We start from the raw sequence: 19,552 nt of genomic DNA, 5'->3' as shown, positions 1-19,552 counted from the left end.
GGTGGGGTTAGGTATGCGCTTTCGCGCGTTGGTTGCTGTCGTAGGGGTATTGCTTGCGGCAATGACTGTCAATGCTCTGGCTGCTTCGCAGGTGAAAAGTGTTCGCCTGTGGCGAGCGCCGGATAACACGCGACTGGTGTTCGACCTGTCTGGCCCGGTCCAGCACAGTGTCTTTACCCTGACGGCGCCCGATCGCCTGGTGATCGACATCAATGGTGCGTCCCTGGCCGCGCCGCTCAAGGTGTCCACCGCCAACACCCCGATTACCGCCATGCGCTCGGCCCAGCGTACGCCGACCGATCTGCGTGTGGTCATCGACCTGAAAAAGGCCGTGACCCCGAAAAGCTTCTCCCTGGCGCCGAATGCCCAGTACGGCAACCGACTGGTGGTCGATCTGTTCGACAATGCCGCCGATGCCAACCCGACGCCCGTGCCGACCCCGAGCGTTGCTACGGTACCGGCCGTACCGGTCAACCCGTCGCAGCCGCAGGTCAAGTTGCCGCCACCCCCACCGGCCCCGACGGGCAAGCGTGACATTATTGTGGTGATCGATGCCGGCCATGGTGGCGAAGACCCGGGCGCATCCGGCTCGCGCGGCCAGCATGAAAAAGACGTAGTGTTGGCCATCGCCCGTGAGCTGCAGCGCCAGGTCAATGCGATGAAAGGCTATCGCGCCGAGCTGACCCGTACCGGTGACTACTTCATTCCATTGCGCGGCCGTACGGAAATCGCCCGCAAGAAAGGCGCCGACCTGTTTGTTTCGATCCACGCCGACGCCGCACCCTCGTCCGCCGCCTTCGGCGCCTCGGTGTTCGCCCTGTCCGATCGCGGCGCGACTTCCGAGACTGCCCGTTGGCTGGCCGACAGCGAAAACCGTTCCGACTTGATCGGCGGGGCCGGCAACGTGTCTCTGGATGACAAGGACAAAATGCTCGCCGGCGTGCTGCTCGACCTGTCGATGACTGCTTCGCTGACCTCCAGCCTGAATGTCGGCCAGAAAGTGCTGAGCAATATTGGCCGGGTCACTTCGCTGCACAAGCAGCGTGTCGAGCAGGCTGGGTTCATGGTGTTGAAGTCGCCGGATATCCCGTCGATCCTGGTGGAAACCGGCTTTATCTCCAATTCCAACGAAGCCTCCAAGCTGGCCAGTACCAGCCACCAGCAGGCGCTGGCGCGTTCGATCAGCGCGGGTATCCGCCAGTTCTTCCAGCAGAACCCGCCGCCGGGCACTTACATTGCCTGGCTGCGCGACTCCGGGAAAATCGCCCAGGGCCCGCGTGACCACCGCGTGCAGCCCGGCGACACCCTGGCCATGCTGGCCGTGCGCTTCCAGGTTTCGCCTGCCACATTGCGCAGTGCCAATGGCCTGAAAACCGATGAATTGAAAGTCGGCCAGGTATTGACCATTCCCGGCACTGAATTGGCGGCGCAGTAATGAGCGAATCACAGTTGAACAGCGGCGCACGCATCGAACTGCTCAGCCCGCGCCTGGCCAACCAGATTGCCGCGGGCGAAGTGGTTGAGCGTCCGGCGTCGGTGATCAAGGAGCTGCTGGAGAACAGTATCGACTCTGGCGCCAAGCGTATCGATGTCGATGTGGAGCAGGGCGGCGTCAAGCTCCTGCGCGTGCGCGACGACGGTAGCGGCATCTCCTCCGATGACCTGCCGCTGGCTCTGGCGCGTCACGCCACCAGCAAGATTCGCGACCTGGAAGACCTTGAGCGGGTGATGAGCCTGGGTTTTCGCGGTGAGGCCTTGGCCTCCATCAGCTCCGTGGCCCGCCTGACCCTGACCTCGCGGACCCGTGGTGCCGACCAGGCCTGGCAGGTAGAAACCGAAGGCCGTGACATGGCGCCTCGAGTCCAGCCGGCTGCGCACCCGGTGGGCACTTCGGTGGAAGTGCGCGACTTGTTCTTCAATACCCCGGCGCGCCGCAAGTTCCTCAAGGCTGAAAAAACCGAATTCGATCACCTGCAGGAAGTCATCAAGCGCTTGGCGCTGGCCCGTTTCGACGTGGCTTTTCATCTGCGCCACAACGGCAAGACCATCCTCAGCCTGCATGAAGCCAATGACGACGCTGCCCGTGCACGGCGTGTGGCCGCTGTTTGCGGGTCGGGTTTCCTGGAGCAGGCACTGCCGATTGAGATCGAGCGCAATGGCTTGCGCCTGTGGGGTTGGGTCGGGTTGCCGACGTTCTCCCGTAGTCAGGCGGACCTGCAGTATTTCTTCGTGAATGGTCGTGCAGTACGCGATAAGTTAGTGGCCCATGCGGTGCGCCAGGCGTATCGCGACGTTCTGTTCAATGGGCGGCACCCCACGTTTGTGCTGTTTTTTGAGGTCGACCCGTCGGTGGTCGACGTCAACGTGCATCCGACCAAGCATGAAGTGCGTTTTCGTGACGGGCGCATGGTGCATGACTTCCTCTATGGCACGTTGCACCGTGCCTTGGGCGATGTGCGTCCGGATGATCAGTTGTCTGCGCCGATCGTGACGGCGGTGGTGCGGCCGAGCGGTCCGGAGGCCGGCGAGTTTGGTCCACAGGGCGAAATGAGCCTGGCGGCCAATTTGTTGCAATCGCCGCAACCACAGCCGTCATACACCGCGCCGGGTTCCGGTTCGGGCGCGGGTTATCAGTACCAATACACCCCGCGTCCGCAATCGACAGTGCCGGTGGCGGAAGCCAAGGCGGCCTATCGCGAGTTTTTTGCGCCATTGCCGGGGGCCGAGCCGGGCGCCGTTGCATTGCCGGAGGGTGGGGGGGATATTCCACCGTTGGGTTATGCGTTGGCGCAACTCAAAGGCATCTACATCCTGGCGGAAAACGCCCACGGCCTGGTACTGGTCGATATGCATGCCGCCCATGAGCGGATCATGTACGAGCGCTTGAAGATCGCCATGGCCAGCGAAGGTCTCAGCGGTCAGCCGCTGTTGGTGCCCGAATCCCTGGCGGTCAGCCAGCGGGAGGCCGATTGCGCCGAAGAGCATCACGGCGTGTTCCAGAAACTGGGCTTCGAATTGCAGCGCCTTGGGCCGGAAACCCTGGCGATCCGCCAGATTCCTGCGCTGCTCAAGCAGGCTGAAGCCAACCGCCTGGTCGCTGATGTGCTGGCGGACCTGATGGAGTACGGCACCAGCGATCGTATCCAGGCGCACATCAATGAGCTGCTTGGCACCATGGCCTGTCATGGCGCCATCCGCGCCAATCGCCGCCTGGCCCTGCCGGAAATGAACGGGCTGCTGCGCGACATGGAAAACACCGAGCGCAGCGGGCAATGCAACCATGGCCGACCGACCTGGACCCAGATGGGCCTGGACGATCTGGACAAACTGTTCCTGCGCGGCCGTTGATGAGTGCCTTGCCCCCCGCCATCTTCCTGATGGGCCCCACGGCCGCCGGCAAGACCGACCTGGCCATCGAGCTGACCAAAGTGTTGCCGTGCGAGCTGATCAGTGTCGACTCTGCCCTGGTTTACCGGGACATGGACATCGGTACGGCCAAGCCCTCAAAAGCGCTATTGGCCCAATATCCGCACCGGTTGATCGACATTATCGACCCGGCCGAAAGCTATTCTGCGGCGGATTTCCGTACCGACGCCCTGGCTGCCATGGCTGAGATCACCGCGCGGGGCAATATTCCGCTGCTGGTGGGCGGTACGATGCTCTACTACAAGGCTTTGCAGGAAGGCCTGGCGGATATGCCGCCGGCTGATGCCCAGGTGCGCGCCGAGCTTGAAGAGGAGGCTGCACGCCTTGGTTGGCAAGCGCTGCACGATCAGTTGGCGGCGGTCGACCCGGTCTCTGCCGCGCGCATTCACCCCAATGACCCCCAGCGCCTCACACGCGCCCTGGAAGTCTGGCGTGTGAGCGGCCAGACCATGACTGAACACAGGCTGAAACAAACTGCGCAAAGTACTGATGCAGACGCATCTGGACAGTCACAATTGCCCTATACTGTGGCGAATCTGGCGATTGCTCCGGCAAATCGCCAGGTGCTGCATGAACGAATTGCACAAAGATTCACAATTATGTTGGAACAGGGGTTTGTGGATGAGGTCGTAGCACTGCGTTCAAGAGGTGACCTGCATTCCGGGCTACCTTCCATACGTGCTGTAGGCTATCGCCAAGTCTGGGATCACCTGGATGGCAAGCTGACGTGGGCCGAAATGCAGGAGCGCGGCATCATCGCCACGCGCCAATTGGCCAAACGCCAGTTCACCTGGCTGCGCAGCTGGAGCGATTTGCACTGGTTGGACAGCCTGGACAGCGACAATCTGTCACGCGCCTTGAAATACTTGGGAACGGTCTCCATATTGAGCTGAGTCCTTGCAATTGCCGTCTATCCTTGGGGGTGTGACGGCCATAAGCTATCTATTTTCCGCTTTTTTATTATTGATCCTTATAGGAGTGCGACACATGTCAAAAGGGCATTCGCTACAAGACCCTTACTTGAATACTTTACGTAAAGAGAAAGTGGGGGTTTCCATCTACCTGGTGAACGGTATCAAACTGCAAGGTACGATCGAATCGTTCGACCAGTTCGTGATCCTGCTGAAGAACACCGTCAGCCAGATGGTCTACAAGCACGCTATCTCGACAGTTGTTCCAGTTCGTCCAATCCGTCTGCCTAGCGCAGCAGGTGACGATGCAGCTGACGCTGAGCCAGGTAACGCCTGATAGGAGTCTCCTTTGTTCTTTGAGCGCCACGGTGGTGGTGAGCGAGTCATTCTCGTTCACTTGGATGGACAGGACCCTGAGGCGCGCGAAGATCCGCAGGAGTTTCAGGAGTTGGCAAATTCGGCCGGCGCCGAGACCGTTGCGTTTTTTAACGTGCCGCGTCATCGGCCAACCGCCAAATTCCTGATTGGCAGCGGCAAGGTCGAGGAACTGCGCGACCTGGTGCACGCCGAAGAAGCCGATCTGGTGATCTTCAATCACGTCCTCACACCCAGTCAGGAACGTAACCTCGAACGTGTCTTCGAGTGTCGCGTGATCGACCGTACCGGTCTGATTCTCGATATCTTCGCCCAGCGCGCCCGTACCCATGAAGGCAAGCTCCAGGTTGAACTGGCCCAGCTTGACCACATGAGCACCCGGCTGGTTCGCGGCTGGACTCACCTTGAGCGCCAGGGTGGTGGTATCGGTATGCGCGGCCCGGGTGAAACCCAGCTTGAAACCGACCGACGCCTGTTGCGGGTTCGCCTGCGTCAGATCAAGGGCCGTCTGGAAAAAGTGCGTAGCCAGCGCGAACAGTCACGCCGTGGCCGTTCCCGTGCGGATATTCCTACCGTTTCCCTGGTGGGCTACACCAACGCCGGTAAATCCACGCTGTTCAATAACGTGACGAAGTCCGACGTATACGCGGCCGACCAACTGTTCGCCACCCTCGACCCGACCTTGCGCCGTCTGGACCTGGATGACCTGGGGCCGATTGTCCTGGCGGATACGGTGGGCTTTATTCGTCACTTGCCCCACAAGCTGGTCGAAGCGTTTCGGTCTACGCTCGAAGAGTCGAGCAACTCGGATCTGTTGTTGCACGTGATCGATGCGGCCGAACCGGATCGCATGTTGCAGATTGAACAGGTGATGTTGGTGCTGGGCGAGATTGGTGCACAGGACTTGCCGATCCTCGAGGTCTATAACAAACTCGATTTGCTTGAAGGCGTAGAGCCACAAATTCAACGCGACGAGAACGGCAAGCCCCAGCGGGTATGGCTGTCAGCGCGTGATGGCAGTGGTTTGGAATTGCTCGAGCAAGCCATTGCCGAGCTGTTGGGCAGCGATTTGTTTATCGGCACCTTGCGCTTGCCGCAGCGTTTTGCTCGACTGCGTGCACAGTTTTTCGAGTTGGGCGCAGTGCAGAAAGAAGAACATGACGACGAAGGTGTCAGCTTGCTGGCCGTTCGATTGCCGCGCTCGGAACTGAATCGGCTGGTCAGCCGTGAAGGCGTCGTACCGGCGGAGTTCATCGAACAACACACTTTGCAATAAAAGCCTGAGAAAGCGGTTGTGTCGCAGTAGCAGGCATTCTGTAGCATTGGTCGGCGCGCCGTGGGCGCGTCTTTGCTTTATCAGATGGAGAGCGCTATGGCTTGGAATGAGCCGGGTGGCAACTCGAATAATCAGGATCCTTGGGGTGGTAAGCGCCGCAATAACGGCGACCGCAAGGGGCCGCCGGATCTCGACGAGGCCTTCCGAAAGCTGCAGGAAAGCCTGAATGGGTTGTTCGGTGGTGGGAAAAAAAGTGGTGGTGACGACGGCGGTCGCGCAAGCAAGGGTGGCGGCTATGGCCTGCTGGGCCTGGGTCTTGTCGTGCTGGCGGCCGTATGGCTGTACAGCGCGGTCTACGTAGTCGACGAGCAGGAGCAGGCTGTCGTGCTGCGCTTCGGCAAGTACTACGAGACGGTAGGGCCGGGCCTGAACATCTACTTCCCGCCGATTGACAAGAAGTACATGGAAAACGTCACGCGTGAGCGTGCCTACACCAAGCAGGGCCAGATGCTGACCGAAGACGAGAACATCGTCGAAGTGCCGCTGACCGTGCAGTACAAGATCAGCAACCTGCAGGACTTCGTGCTGAACGTCGACCAGCCTGAGATCAGCCTGCAGCACGCAACCGAAAGCGCCCTGCGCCATGTGGTGGGGTCCACTGCGATGGACCAGGTGCTGACCGAAGGGCGTGAGTTGATGGCCAGCGAAATCAAGGAGCGCCTGCAACGGTTCCTCGATACCTATCGCACCGGTATCACCGTCACTCAGGTGAACGTGCAGAGCGCAGCGGCACCACGTGAAGTGCAGGAAGCCTTTGACGACGTTATCCGCGCCCGTGAAGACGAGCAGCGTTCGCGCAACCAGGCTGAAACCTATGCCAACGGCGTCGTGCCGGAAGCCCGTGGTCAGGCCCAGCGTATCCTTGAGGATGCCAACGGTTACCGTGACGAAGTGGTTTCCCGCGCCAAGGGTGAGGCAGATCGCTTTACCAAGCTGGTTGCCGAGTACCGCAAGGCTCCGGAAGTCACGCGTGAGCGTTTGTACCTGGACACCATGCAGGAAGTCTTCAGCAACACCAGCAAGGTTCTCGTGACCGGCAACAAAGGTGGGCAGAACAACCTGTTGTACCTGCCGCTGGACAAGATGATCGAAGGTGGCCGTAGCGGCACCAACGCGCCGTCTACCGGTTCGACGGCTGCTGCCAACGAAGCGAGCGCCCGTTCGGCCGCTGACTTGCTGCAACAGCAAACACGTACCAGGGAGAGTCGTTGATGAGCAATAAATCGCTGACCGCCCTGATTGTGGGCGTCGTCGTGGTCATCGCTGCCTGGAACTGCTTCTACATCGTGTCTCAGACCGAGCGTGCGGTGTTGCTGCAATTCGGTCGCGTGGTGCAGGCGGACGTCCAGCCAGGCCTGCATGTGAAGGTTCCTTACGTCAACCAGGTGCGCAAGTTCGACGCCCGCCTGATGACCCTGGATGCACCGACGCAACGCTTCCTGACCCTGGAAAAGAAAGCCGTGATGGTTGACGCCTATGCCAAGTGGCGCGTCAAGGATGCCGAGCGTTTCTACACTGCGACCTCCGGCCTCAAGCAGATTGCCGACGAGCGTTTGTCGCGCCGCCTGGAATCGGGCCTGCGTGACCAGTTTGGTAAGCGCACCCTGCACGAGGTGGTGTCCGGTGAACGTGATGCGCTGATGGCTGATATCACGCGCTCGTTGAACACGATGGCGGAAAAAGAGCTGGGCATTGAAGTGATCGATGTTCGGGTCAAGGCCATCGATCTGCCGAAGGAAGTGAACCGCAGCGTGTTCGAGCGCATGAGCACCGAGCGTGAGCGTGAAGCCCGCGAGCACCGTGCCAAGGGTAACGAGTTGGCCGAAGGTATCCGTGCGGATGCCGACCGTCAGCGCCGTGTACTGTTGGCGGAAGCCTATCGCGAGTCTGAAGAGGCCCGTGGTGATGGCGACGCTCAAGCCGCGGCGATCTACGCCAAGGCCTATGGGCAGGACCAGGAGTTCTACGCGTTCTACCGTAGCCTGCGTGCCTACCGTGAAAGCTTCGCAAACAAAACCGACGTCATGGTGCTGGACCCAAGTAGCGAGTTCTTCCGCTACCTGGAAAAAGCCAAGTAATCAGCGCGTTGCTGTGTAGGACTTACTCCGTCGGGCGGCTAAAACGCCTGGCGGGGTGATCCTTTCAGAAAACGGGTGTATGATGCGGCAGCCGGGAAATTCCCGGCTTTTTTGCGTCTGCATGTTTGATTCGGCAGGCGTGACAGGTTTTTCGAGGAAAGTGCCCGACGAGGCCGCTGGCAGGCCGATCGTCACGTCGCTCTTGCGCGTGGTTTATGCAGGCGGCGGGTATTTTCTGCTTCACTCAAGGCTCGGCCGAGGGCTGGCCGCCCGGATCATAGGGGAATGGCGTAATGGCAACGGTAGACCGCTGGCTGCTGCCAGATGGCATCGAAGAAGTACTGCCACCGGAAGCTGCGCGCATTGAAGTAGCGCGTCGCCAGGTGTTGGATCTGTTCCAGAGCTGGGGTTACGAGTTTGTCGTCACCCCTCATATCGAGTACCTGGAATCCCTGCTGACCGGCGCGGGCCAGGACCTGGATTTGCGCACCTTCAAGGTCATCGACCCGCAATCAGGCCGGCAAATGGGTTTCCGTGCCGACATCACGCCGCAAGTGGCGCGTATCGATGCGCACACCCTGCGTCGCGAAGGCCCGAGCCGTCTGTGTTACGCCGGTAGCGTGCTGCACGCGCAGCCTCGTGCCTTGTCGTCTTCCCGCAGCCCGATCCAGCTGGGTGCCGAGTTGTACGGCGATGCCAGTCCAAGCAGCGACGTTGAAGTGATCAGCTTGATGCTGGCCATGCTGCAACTGGCTGATGTGCCGGATGTCCACATGGACCTGGGGCATGTCGGTATCTACCGGGGCCTGGCCCGTGCGGCCGGTTTGTCCGGTGAAGTGGAACAACAGTTGTTCGATGCCCTGCAACGCAAGGCTATCGATGAAGTCATTGCCCTGACCGCTGGCGTGCCTGCCGACCTGGCCGACATGCTGCGTGCGCTGGTGAACCTGTGCGGTGGCCGTGAAGTGCTGGTGGCTGCGCGTGAGCGCCTGGCCAATGCGCCGGCGCCCGTACTGGCTGCACTGGACGACGTGCTGGCAATTGCCGAGCAGTTGTCGGCGCGCTTCCCGCAGTTGCCGCTGTACTTCGACCTGGGTGAATTGCGCGGCTACCACTACCACACCGGTGTAGTGTTCGCCGTATTTGTCCCGGGTGTTGGCCAGGCCATCGCCCAGGGCGGTCGTTATGACGACATTGGCGCCGACTTCGGTCGAGCCCGCCCGGCGACTGGCTTTTCCACCGATTTGAAAACCCTGGTGACCCTGGGGCGTGCTGAGGTCGAGCTGCCGTCTGGTGGCATCTGGATGCCCGACAGTACGGACGCAGCACTCTGGCAGCAGGTTTGCCAGTTGCGCGGTGAGGGTCAGCGTGTCGTCCAGGCTTTGCCTGGGCAGCCATTGGCCGCCGCCCGTGAAGCGGACTGTGACCGGCAATTGATTCTGCAGAACGGGCTTTGGCAAGTATCGCCACTGGCTTCTTGAGTTTTCCTGCCGGCTATTGCCGGCACCAAGTTTGCGCGAATGAGGACAAGTGTTATGGGTAAGAATGTCGTAGTCCTGGGCACCCAGTGGGGTGATGAGGGCAAAGGCAAGATCGTTGATCTGCTGACCGAACATGCTGCCGCCGTAGTGCGCTACCAAGGTGGCCACAACGCTGGCCACACTCTGGTCATCGATGGCGAAAAAACCGTCTTGCACCTGATCCCGTCGGGCGTGCTGCGCGAAGGCGTGCAGTGCCTGATCGGCAACGGTGTGGTGGTTGCACCTGACGCCTTGCTGCGTGAGATCACCAAGCTGGAAGAGAAAGGCGTACCGGTGCGCGAGCGCCTGCGTATCAGCCCGTCCTGCCCGCTGATCCTGTCCTTCCATGTTGCGTTGGACCAGGCTCGTGAAAAGGCGCGTGGCGAGCTGAAGATCGGTACCACCGGTCGCGGTATCGGCCCGGCCTATGAAGACAAGGTCGCACGCCGTGGCCTGCGTGTGGGCGACCTGCTCAACATGCCGCGCTTTGAAGACAAGCTGCGTGAGCTGGTGGATTACCACAACTTCATGCTGGTGGGTTACTACAAAGAGCCGGCGATCGAGTTCGACAAGACCCTGGCTGAGTGCAAGGAATACGCCGAGCTGCTCAAGCCGTTGATGCTGGACGTGACTGCCGAGCTGCACGAGCTGCGTCGCGCCGGTAAAGACATCATGTTCGAAGGCGCCCAGGGTTCGCTGCTGGACATCGACCACGGTACCTATCCGTACGTGACCAGTTCCAACACCACCGCAGGTGGCGTTGCAACGGGTTCGGGCGTGGGGCCTATGTTCCTGGACTACATCCTGGGCATCACCAAGGCCTACACCACGCGTGTCGGTTCGGGTCCGTTCCCGACTGAGCTGTTCGACGAAGTCGGTGCACACCTGGCCAAGCAAGGTCACGAGTTCGGTGCGACCACCGGGCGTGCCCGTCGTTGCGGCTGGTTCGATGCCGTTATCCTGCGTCGCGCTATCGACGTGAACAGCATCTCGGGCATCTGCCTGACCAAGCTGGACGTACTCGATGGTCTGGAAACCATCAATATCTGCGTTGGCTACAAAGATGCAGATGGCAATAGCGTTGCCCCGACTGACGCCGACAGCTATGTGGGCCTGCAGCCGGTGTACGAAGAAGTGCCGGGCTGGAGCGAATCGACCGTGGGTGCCAAGACCCTGGAAGAGCTGCCGGCCAATGCCCGCGCTTACATCAAGCGCGTGGAAGAGCTGATTGGCGCACCGATCGACATTATTTCGACGGGCCCTGACCGCAACGAAACCATCGTTCTGCGTCATCCGTTCGCTTAATAAGCTGTTGATGTAAAAAGCAAAGGGCTCCTTCGGGGGCCCTTTGTCGTTTGTGACGGGCGAACGGCACGGCCCTTGCTTTGCTTCTTCCTTTCGCGGCGCCATCAGATTAATGGCACCCAGGGTGGAGGGATTCTCGATGTCTGCCGTTCTCTCATTGTTACAAAGCCGTCTGTTGCGGCCGGTGTTCGTTACTCTTGGTATCGCTCTTTTGGTGCAAGTGCTGGTGGCCGTCGCTCTGACGCGGAGCACCGTCACTGCGCTTGAGGCTGATTTGGGCAATCGGCTGGGGGTCGATAGTCAGAAGCTGTCTGGCGAGTTGGCCCAGGCCGGTAAGGAAGTCACGTCCAGCCTGGACAGCTTGTCGACCAATACCCGTCAGCGCCTGACAGTGGGGCTTTCAACCCGACTGCAGGAAGAGCAGAAGCAACTGCGTGCGACCCTGGAAAAAGACCTGAAGGACTCCGCCAATGACATGGCGCAACTGCTGGCCTCGGTGGCGCCCCGCGCCATGTGGGACAGTGACGTGCCGACGCTGTCGGAGTTCGCCCGGCGTGCCCAGCGCAATCCCAACGTACTGTTCGTGGTCTATGACGACGCGGCGGGCGAGCATTTGACCCGCTACCTCAATCGCGAAAATCCGATCAACCAGGCGCTGCTGGAAAAGGGCAAGGGTGAGCGCGCGCTGGATAAAGTGCTGGATGCGGCGAAAGATGATCCGTCAGTGTTCTATGTCGAAGCGTCCATCAGCCCCAACGGTGTGGAAATCGGCAAGGTGCGCATGGGGGTTTCCACCGCAGCAGTGGAGGCGGATCTGGCTGCGCTGGATAAGCGCTTCGCAGCCCTGATCGCCAGTGGCGACCAGTTGGTGGGCGACAGTCTCAAAGGGGCGGCGGCTGATAGCGCGGCCGCCATGGGGGCCCGCTTGCAATCCGCGCAAGCCACGGCCACCCAGATGAGCGCCAACACTGCCAGCGTTGTGCAGGACGCCGCCGGCACCTTGCGCTGGCGCATCGGCATGGGCTTGGCGCTGGTTGGTTTCGGCGTGTTGCTGCTGATCGCTATCGTGCTGGGGCGTCGTGTGGTCAATCGCTTGAAGTTGCTGATTGCGGCCATGGATGACTTGGCGGCGGGCGAGGGGGATCTTACCAAACGTGTGCAAATCAATAGCCAGGACGAAATCGGCGCCATGGCCTCGGCGGTCAATCGCTTTGTCGACAAGTTGCAGCCGATTGTGCGCGAGGCGGGCGATGTGGCTCAGCGAACCGGCGTGGAAATCGGGGCCATGACCCAGCGCAATGCCGGTGCTGATGCGGCGGCTGGTTTGCAGCGCGACGAAGTGGCCGAGAGCTTGCGCGCGCTGTCGCAGATGGCGGACGAGGCTCAGGCCGAAAGCCATGCGATGCAAGCGGCGTTGCAGCAGGTAGTGGATATTCGTCAGGCCACGGATGAGAACTCGCGGACTTCCGCGCAAGTCGGCAACTTGATCGAGGCCTTGGCGGGGCAAGTGCAGGCCGGTTCCCAGGTGATCGAGCGGTTGGCGCAGCAGAGTGAGCAGATTGAGGTGGTGCTGACGGTGATCCACGGGATCGCCGAGCAGACCAATCTGTTGGCGCTCAACGCCGCAATCGAGGCGGCGCGGGCCGGAGAGACCGGACGCGGCTTTGCGGTCGTGGCAGATGAGGTGCGGGCATTGGCCAGTAAAACCCAAAGCTCCACCGGTGACATCCAGGCCCATATCGTGGCGTTGCAGCAGGGGGCGCGTGAGGCGGTGGAAACCATCGGCAAGGCCGGGCGCCAGGCCAGCGAAGGGCTGCTGGTGTTGCGCGACAGTGTGCGCTTGCAGCAGACCGTACAGGTGTCGGTTGAGCAGGTGCATGCGGCGATCGGTTTGGCGACGCGTGCGGCCGAGCACCAGGCCCAGGGTGCTCATGCGGTACGGGGGCGGGTCGAGGTGATCCATGCGCAGGCGGAGCGTGCCGCGCAGGCAGTGGTAGAAACCACCGCCAGCGGCAAGGTGCTGGACGGGTTGGCGGCGCAATTGAAGGCGAGCCTGGGGCAGTTCCGGGCCTAGTGGCTCAGGTGCATCCGGGGCGTCAGCGCAGGTGCTGGCACCCCGGCACTGGAGAATGAGCTGTTGGGAATATTTTCGAACGTCAGAAACGAAAAAACCCGCTTTCGCGGGTTTGATCTGAATTTGGTGCCCAGGAGAAGACTCGAACTTCCACGACCGTAAGGTCACCAGCACCTGAAGCTGGCGTGTCTACCAATTTCACCACCTGGGCATTATCAGCAGCGCTTGCGCTGTTGATGGAGCGAACTATACGGAGGGCTTTTTGATCTGTAAACCCCTGATAACAAAAATATAAATCAATATTCCCGTTAAAAATCAAAGACCTGAAACGAAAAAACCCGCTTTCGCGGGTTTGATCTGAATTTGGTGCCCAGGAGAAGACTCGAACTTCCACGACCTTGCGATCACCAGCACCTGAAGCTGGCGTGTCTACCAATTTCACCACCTGGGCAGCATCAACAACGTTGCCGTCGTCGATGGCGCGCACTATACGGAGCGATTTTTTGGCTGTAAACCCCTGCGATGAAAAAAACCTGGAAAATTTCGCCAATGGTCGTGCAAGGTAGCCGTCAGGGGCTGCAAAAGGCTTTTAAACGCTTGTTGAAACCTGAAATTTCCCGTTTCAATACGCGTATGCCAAACTAACCCTCATATAGACAAGGTGAAAACTCTCTAATGGCCGATTGGCAGTCCCTCGATCCCGAGGCCGCTCGTGAAGCGGAAAAATATGAAAACCCTATTCCTAGCCGCGAACTGATCCTGGCGCATCTCGCCGATCGGGGTTCGCCTGCTAGCCGCGAGCAATTGGTTGAAGAGTTCGGTCTGACCACCGAAGACCAACTCGAAGCGCTGCGCCGCCGCTTGCGTGCCATGGAGCGCGACGCACAACTGATCTACACCCGCCGTGGTACTTACGCGCCGGTGGACAAGCTCGACCTGATCCTGGGCCGTATTGCCGGCCACCGTGACGGTTTCGGCTTTCTGATCCCGGATGACGGCAGCGACGACCTGTTCATGAGCCCGGCGCAAATGCGTCTGGTATTCGATGGCGACCGTGCCCTGGCGCGCGTGTCCGGCCTGGACCGTCGCGGTCGCCGTGAAGGCGTGATCGTCGAGGTCGTATCGCGTGCCCACGAGTCCATCGTCGGCCGTTATTTCGAAGAAGGCGGTATCGGCTTCGTTGTACCGGACAACCCAAAGGTTCAGCAGGAAGTGCTGATTACCCCGGGCCGCAATGGCGCCGCCAAGGTCGGTCAGTTCGTTGAGGTGAAAATCACCCACTGGCCAACGGCGCGCTTCCAGCCGCAGGGCGATATCGTTGAAGTGGTCGGCAACTACATGGCGCCGGGCATGGAAATCGATGTCGCGCTGCGTACCTACGATATTCCTCACGTCTGGCCTGAGGCTGTGCTCAAGGAAGCCGGCAAGCTCAAGCCTGAAGTAGAAGAAAAGGACAAAGAGAAACGCATCGATCTGCGCCATCTGCCGTTCGTCACCATCGACGGCGAAGATGCCCGCGACTTCGACGATGCGGTCTACTGCGAAGCCAAGCCCGGCAAGCTGCGTCTGTTCTCCGGCGGCTGGAAGTTGTACGTGGCGATTGCCGACGTATCCAGCTATGTGAAGATCGGCTCGGCGCTGGACAATGAAGCCCAGGTGCGCGGCAACTCGGTGTACTTCCCCGAGCGCGTGATCCCGATGCTGCCTGAGCAGCTGTCCAACGGCCTGTGCTCGCTGAATCCGAAAGTCGACCGTTTGGCCATGGTGTGCGAGATGACTATCTCGAAAACCGGCGAAATGACCGATTACCAGTTCTACGAAGCGGTGATCCATTCCCAGGCGCGCCTGACCTACAACAAGGTCAGCACCATCCTGGAAACACCGAAGACCAGCGAAGCCAAGGCCCTGCGTGCCGAATACGCTGGCGTGGTGCCGCACCTCAAGCAGCTGTATGCGCTGTACAAGGTGTTGTTGGGTGCACGTCATACCCGTGGCGCGATCGATTTTGAAACCCAGGAAACCCGGATTGTCTTCGGTTCCGAGCGCAAGATCGCCGCAATCACCCCGACCACGCGTAACGATGCGCACAAGCTGATCGAGGAATGCATGCTGGCGGCCAACGTGGCCACCGCCGAATTCCTGAAAAAGCATGAAATCCCTGCGTTGTACCGTGTGCACGATGGCCCGCCACCTGAGCGACTGGAAAAACTGCGCGCGTTCCTCGGTGAGCTAGGCCTGTCCCTGCATAAAGGCAAGGACGGCCCGACGCCGAAGGATTACCAGGCTTTGCTGGCCGGCATCAAAGATCGTCCGGATTACCATGTGATCCAGACCGTCATGCTGCGCTCGCTGAGTCAGGCGGTGTACAGCGCCGACAACCAGGGGCACTTCGGTCTGAATTACGAGGCGTACACCCACTTCACCTCGCCGATCCGCCGTTACCCGGACCTGCTGACGCACCGGGCGATCCGCAGCGTGATCCACTCCAAGCAGAACACCCCGCACGTCAAGCGCGCCGGTGCGATGACCATTCCGAAGGCGCGCATCTATCCGTACGACGAAGCGGCCCTGGAACAGTTGGGCGAGCAGTGCTCCATGAGCGAGCGTCGTGCCGATGAAGCGACCCGCGACGTGGTGAACTGGCTCAAGTGCGAGTTCATGAAGGATCGCGTGGGCGAGTCGTTCCCTGGCGTGATCACGGCCGTGACCGGTTTTGGTTTGTTCGTCGAGCTGACCGACATCTATGTCGAGGGCCTGGTGCACGTGACTGCCTTGCCGGGTGACTACTATCACTTCGATCCTGTGCATCACCGCCTGGCGGGTGAGCGTACCGGTCGCAGTTTCCGTCTGGGCGACACCGTGGAAGTGCAGGTCATGCGCGTCGACCTCGACGAGCGCAAGATCGACTTCGGCATGTCTGACAAGCCCGCCGAATCACCGGGCAGTCGTAAAAAACGTGGGGGTGATACCCCGGCGCCAGCCTCCAAAGGCAAAAGTGCTCCTGCGAAAGCCGCCGAGCCTGAGCCCGCCAAGGCCGGCCGTCGTTCTTCCAGCAAGGACAAGGTCTCCGAAGCCTACCGCCCAAGCGATGCCGCGGCTAAAAACGCTGAGGTACGCAAGAGCCGCGAGTTGAAGCAGCAGTTGCTCAACGAAGCCAAAAGCGGTGGTAAACCGGCGTCGGGCGGTAAGTCGCGTGGGCCGGAAAGCTCGTCGAGCAAGACCAGTAAACATCGTAAAGGCCCGTCCAAGACGGGTTCGGCTCCTGCAAAGAGCAGTGGGTCGCGCAAACCTAAGGCCAAGTCATGAGTCTGGAAAAAATCTACGGCGTGCACGCCGTAGAAGCATTGCTGCGTCACCATCCCAAGCGCGTCAAACAAGTGTGGCTGGCGGAAGGTCGCAGCGAGCCGCGTGTGCAAACGCTGGTCGAGCTGGCCAACGAAAACCGCGTCGCCATCGGCCAGGCTGAGCGTCGTGAGATGGATGCGTGGGTGGAAGGTGTGCACCAGGGTGTGGTCGCGGACGTCAGTCCGAGCCAGGTCTGGGGCGAAGCGATGCTGGATGAACTGCTCGACCGCACCGAAGGTGCGCCGCTGCTGCTGGTGCTGGACGGCGTGACCGACCCGCACAACCTCGGCGCTTGCCTGCGCTCGGCAGATGCCGCCGGTGCGCTGGCGGTGATCGTGCCTAAGGACAAGTCGGCTACCTTGACGCCGGTCGTGCGTAAAGTCGCCTGTGGCGCGGCGGAAGTTATTCCGCTGGTGGCCGTGACCAACCTGGCGCGTACCCTGGAAAAACTCCAGCAGCGTGGCCTGTGGGTGGTGGGTACGGCAGGGGAGGCCGAGGTCAGTATTTATGACCAGGACTTCACCGGCCCGACCATCTTGATCATGGGCGCCGAAGGCAAGGGCATGCGCCGCCTGACCCGTGAGCATTGCGATTACCTGGTGCATTTGCCGATGGCCGGTAGCGTCAGCAGTCTTAACGTGTCGGTCGCGACGGGTGTGTGCCTGTTCGAGGCCCAGCGTCAGCGTGGCGCGAAGGCTAAAGCCAAGAAGTAATCCCGAGCCGGGCCTGGATCCAAACTTTGGGAGGGGGCTTGCTCCCGATAGCGGTGTGACAGTCGCCAGATGCAGTGACTGATACTCTGTCATCGGGAGCAAGCCCCCTCCCACAGTTATTCTGGGGTGTATGGAAGATTGTTCAAATAATCACCAATCACCTTGCGCGCTTTCTCCCCCTTCTCTACAATTGCGCCCCTTGCCTTCCTGGCAGGCACCGATGTGCCTCCCCGCGGCAAGATCCATAAGTGTCATTCACTCCTTGTCTGACCGTTTTTGAGCGGCAGGCTACAACCCGTAAGGAGCATTCATGCGTCATTACGAAATCATCTTTTTGGTCCACCCGGATCAAAGCGAGCAAGTCGGCGGCATGGTTGAGCGTTACACCAAGCTGATCGAAGAAGACGGCGGCAAAATCCACCGTCTGGAAGATTGGGGCCGTCGTCAACTGGCCTACGCAATCAACAATGTTCACAAGGCTCACTACGTGATGCTGAACGTTGAGTGCACCGGCAAGGCCCTGGCCGAGCTGGAAGACAACTTCCGCTACAACGATGCAGTGATCCGTAACCTGGTCATCCGTCGCGAAGAAGCCGTTACCGGCCAATCCGAGATGCTCAAGGCTGAAGAAAACCGCAGTGAGCGCCGTGAGCGTCGCGACCGTCCTGAGCACGAAGGCGCTGATAGCGCTGACAGTGATGACAGCGACAACAGCGATAACGCTGACGAGTAATCCACGGACCTTTTAAGGAGCCTATCAAATGGCACGTTTCTTCCGTCGTCGTAAATTCTGCCGCTTCACCGCTGAAGACGTGAAAGAGATCGATTACAAAGATCTCAACACTCTGAAAGCCTACGTATCCGAGACCGGCAAAATCGTTCCAAGCCGTATCACCGGTACCAAAGCTCGTTATCAGCGTCAGCTGGCCACCGCTATCAAGCGCGCCCGCTTCCTGGCCCTGCTGGCCTACACCGACAGCCACGGCCGCTGAGACCGGGCAGTCGACAAGTAGTAAGGGATTGAATGCATGCGCGCCTTAGCTGAGTTCATCATGCGCGGCCGTGTGCAGGCCACTCTGGTAGTGGCTGGCTTTGCGGCATTGCCGTTGTTTTATTGGTTGGGTGCTGCTGCAGGCTGCCTTGTGCTCCTGCGGCGCGGTTTGAAGGACGCCGTTGGCGTTCTTGCCCTGGGATTGTTGCCGGCCTTGATCTGGTGGCTGCAATTGGGTGATCCACGGGTACTTCTGGTACTGCTGGGGTCATCGAGCCTTGCGTTGGTTTTGCGCGCAAGTGAGTCCTGGGTCCGTACGCTGCTGGTCAGCGTGGCATTGGGTTTGGTGTATTCGGTGATGCTTGGCGCGGCTTTCCGCCCACAGATCGAGGCGCTGGCACAAGAGATCGTCAAGATCCTGCCGCTGGCCCTCGGGGATATCTACCAGCAATTGTCGGTAGATGAGCGAGCGCGGTTTGTGTCACTGATTGCCCCGGTCCTGACCGGCCTGATTGCGGCATTGTTGCAGGTTGTCAGCGTTATGAGCCTGATTCTTGGGCGTTACTGGCAGGCGTTGTTGTACAACCCGGGTGGTTTTGGTCGCGAATTTCGCAGTATCAGAATCCCGACGGGGCCGGCGATGTTGCTGCTGGCGTGCATGGTTGTCGGACCGAACTTCGGTCCTCAGATGGCCTTGCTGGCGCCGATTTGCAGCGTACCGCTGGTGTTTGCCGGACTGGCCCTGATTCATGGGCTGGTTGCGCGAAAGCGCCTGGCCAGGTTCTGGCTGGTGGGGTTGTACGTCACGCTGTTGCTGTTCATGCAGCTGATCTATCCGTTACTCGTGGTCTTGGCCATTGTCGACGGCCTGATTGATTTTCGCGGTCGTCTGGCGCCGAAAGACGCCGATAACGCGAACGGTGAAGGTTAAAAGTTAGAGGATTTTCACATGCAACTGATCCTTCTGGAAAAAGTCGCCAACCTGGGCAACCTGGGCGACAAAGTGAACGTTAAGGCCGGCTACGGTCGTAACTACCTGCTGCCATACGGCAAAGCCACCGCTGCAACCGCTGCCAACCTGGCTGCGTTTGAAGAGCGTCGTGCTGAGCTGGAAAAAGCAGCAGCAGACAAAAAAGCTTCGGCTGAAACTCGCGCTGCCCAACTGGCTGAGCTGGAAGTGACTATCACTGCCACCGCCGGTGACGAAGGCAAGCTGTTCGGTTCGATCGGCACCCACGACATCGCTGATGCACTGACCGCTTCGGGCGTTGAAGTGCAGAAGAGCGAAGTTCGTCTGCCGAACGGCACCATCCGCAACGTAGGCGAATTCGACGTAGCCGTGCACCTGCACGCTGAAGTTGAAGCCACCGTACGCGTTGTCGTGGTAGCAGCTTAAGTCGCACCTAACTGGCTGGCACCTCGTGTGCCGGGCGGTTAACATCGGGCACGATCCTGTTTACAGGTCGTGCCTTTTGTTT

At 60.2% G+C, this 19,552-nt stretch carries 15 protein-coding genes, 2 tRNA genes and 2 pseudogenes; 17 read left to right on the top strand and 2 right to left on the bottom strand.

The genetic code is table 11. The annotated features are described in order from the left end of the window. Positions 1–13: 13 nt before the first annotated feature. The 11 genes and pseudogenes from MJP36_RS27435 to MJP36_RS28255 all read left to right on the top strand — a co-directional run. Entirely contained in the window at positions 14–1,435 is a 1,422-nt protein-coding gene (locus tag MJP36_RS27435) for an N-acetylmuramoyl-L-alanine amidase (RefSeq protein ID WP_244384524.1), read from the top strand. Further along, complete coding sequence (mutL, locus tag MJP36_RS27430; RefSeq protein ID WP_060755106.1) at positions 1,435–3,348, top strand: DNA mismatch repair endonuclease MutL; 1,914 nt, start codon at positions 1,435–1,437, stop codon at positions 3,346–3,348. The genes MJP36_RS27435 and mutL overlap by 1 nt, the downstream gene beginning before the upstream one ends. Next, a complete protein-coding gene (miaA, locus tag MJP36_RS27425; RefSeq protein WP_244384523.1) occupies positions 3,348–4,319 on the top strand; it encodes a tRNA (adenosine(37)-N6)-dimethylallyltransferase MiaA in 972 nt (323 codons plus the stop codon). Before mutL ends, miaA begins: the two co-directional genes overlap by 1 nt. A gap of 94 nt (positions 4,320–4,413) precedes the next feature. Continuing rightward, positions 4,414–4,674, top strand: a complete 261-nt coding sequence (gene hfq / locus MJP36_RS27420; protein WP_003171355.1) for an RNA chaperone Hfq — start codon at positions 4,414–4,416, stop codon at positions 4,672–4,674. Between the two features lie 12 nt (positions 4,675–4,686). Further along, positions 4,687–5,988: a ribosome rescue GTPase HflX gene (hflX, locus tag MJP36_RS27415; RefSeq protein WP_090367139.1), complete on the top strand. Its 1,302-nt coding sequence runs from the start codon at positions 4,687–4,689 to the stop codon at positions 5,986–5,988. Positions 5,989–6,084: 96 nt separating this feature from the next. Next, complete coding sequence (hflK, locus tag MJP36_RS27410; RefSeq protein ID WP_244384522.1) at positions 6,085–7,260, top strand: FtsH protease activity modulator HflK; 1,176 nt, start codon at positions 6,085–6,087, stop codon at positions 7,258–7,260. Continuing rightward, the gene (hflC, locus tag MJP36_RS27405; RefSeq protein WP_060755102.1) at positions 7,260–8,126 is read left to right on the top strand and encodes a protease modulator HflC; all 867 of its coding nucleotides are present in this window, start codon (positions 7,260–7,262) and stop codon (positions 8,124–8,126) included. Before hflK ends, hflC begins: the two co-directional genes overlap by 1 nt. 293 nt (positions 8,127–8,419) lie before the next feature. Then, on the top strand, positions 8,420–9,607 hold the full coding sequence (locus tag MJP36_RS27400) for an ATP phosphoribosyltransferase regulatory subunit (RefSeq protein ID WP_060755101.1): 1,188 nt from the start codon (positions 8,420–8,422) through the stop codon (positions 9,605–9,607). Between the two features lie 54 nt (positions 9,608–9,661). Then, positions 9,662–10,951, top strand: a complete 1,290-nt coding sequence (locus tag MJP36_RS27395; RefSeq protein ID WP_060755100.1) for an adenylosuccinate synthase — start codon at positions 9,662–9,664, stop codon at positions 10,949–10,951. A 112-nt stretch (positions 10,952–11,063) separates the two neighbouring features. Beyond that, positions 11,064–12,119: pseudogene (locus tag MJP36_RS28260) on the top strand (methyl-accepting chemotaxis protein); the annotation flags it as partial. A 390-nt stretch (positions 12,120–12,509) separates the two neighbouring features. Then, positions 12,510–13,025: pseudogene (locus MJP36_RS28255) on the top strand (methyl-accepting chemotaxis protein); the annotation flags it as partial. A gap of 124 nt (positions 13,026–13,149) precedes the next feature. Here MJP36_RS28255 and MJP36_RS27385 read toward each other — a convergent pair. Together MJP36_RS27385 and MJP36_RS27380 are read right to left on the bottom strand one after the other, a co-directional pair. Continuing rightward, positions 13,150–13,236, bottom strand: a tRNA-Leu gene (locus MJP36_RS27385). 153 nt (positions 13,237–13,389) lie between these two features. Continuing rightward, positions 13,390–13,476 (bottom strand) — tRNA-Leu (locus MJP36_RS27380). Between the two features lie 224 nt (positions 13,477–13,700). On the opposite strand from MJP36_RS27380, the gene rnr reads away from it, so the two are divergent. The 6 genes from rnr (at position 13,701) to rplI (ending at position 19,470) form a co-directional block, all read left to right on the top strand. After that, entirely contained in the window at positions 13,701–16,331 is a 2,631-nt protein-coding gene (gene rnr, locus MJP36_RS27375; protein ID WP_244384521.1) for a ribonuclease R, read from the top strand. Next, positions 16,328–17,083, top strand: coding sequence for a 23S rRNA (guanosine(2251)-2'-O)-methyltransferase RlmB (gene rlmB, locus MJP36_RS27370; RefSeq protein ID WP_244384520.1), 756 nt, complete (start codon positions 16,328–16,330; stop codon positions 17,081–17,083). Before rnr ends, rlmB begins: the two co-directional genes overlap by 4 nt. A 310-nt stretch (positions 17,084–17,393) precedes the next feature. Continuing rightward, complete coding sequence (gene rpsF / locus MJP36_RS27365) at positions 17,394–17,816, top strand: 30S ribosomal protein S6 (RefSeq protein WP_003236224.1); 423 nt, start codon at positions 17,394–17,396, stop codon at positions 17,814–17,816. 28 nt (positions 17,817–17,844) lie between these two features. Beyond that, positions 17,845–18,075, top strand: coding sequence for a 30S ribosomal protein S18 (gene rpsR / locus MJP36_RS27360; protein WP_002551829.1), 231 nt, complete (start codon positions 17,845–17,847; stop codon positions 18,073–18,075). A 36-nt stretch (positions 18,076–18,111) separates the two neighbouring features. Beyond that, the gene (locus MJP36_RS27355; protein WP_060755096.1) at positions 18,112–19,005 is read left to right on the top strand and encodes a YybS family protein; all 894 of its coding nucleotides are present in this window, start codon (positions 18,112–18,114) and stop codon (positions 19,003–19,005) included. Between the two features lie 18 nt (positions 19,006–19,023). Beyond that, complete coding sequence (gene rplI, locus MJP36_RS27350) at positions 19,024–19,470, top strand: 50S ribosomal protein L9 (protein ID WP_003171376.1); 447 nt, start codon at positions 19,024–19,026, stop codon at positions 19,468–19,470. The last annotated feature ends 82 nt before the right edge of the window (positions 19,471–19,552 follow it).

The sequence above is a fragment of the Pseudomonas palleroniana genome (assembly GCF_022836895.1).
In the GTDB taxonomy this organism is placed as follows: Bacteria; Pseudomonadota; Gammaproteobacteria; order Pseudomonadales; family Pseudomonadaceae; genus Aquipseudomonas; species Aquipseudomonas palleroniana.
This window is presented reverse-complemented; position numbering and strand designations above follow the sequence as displayed.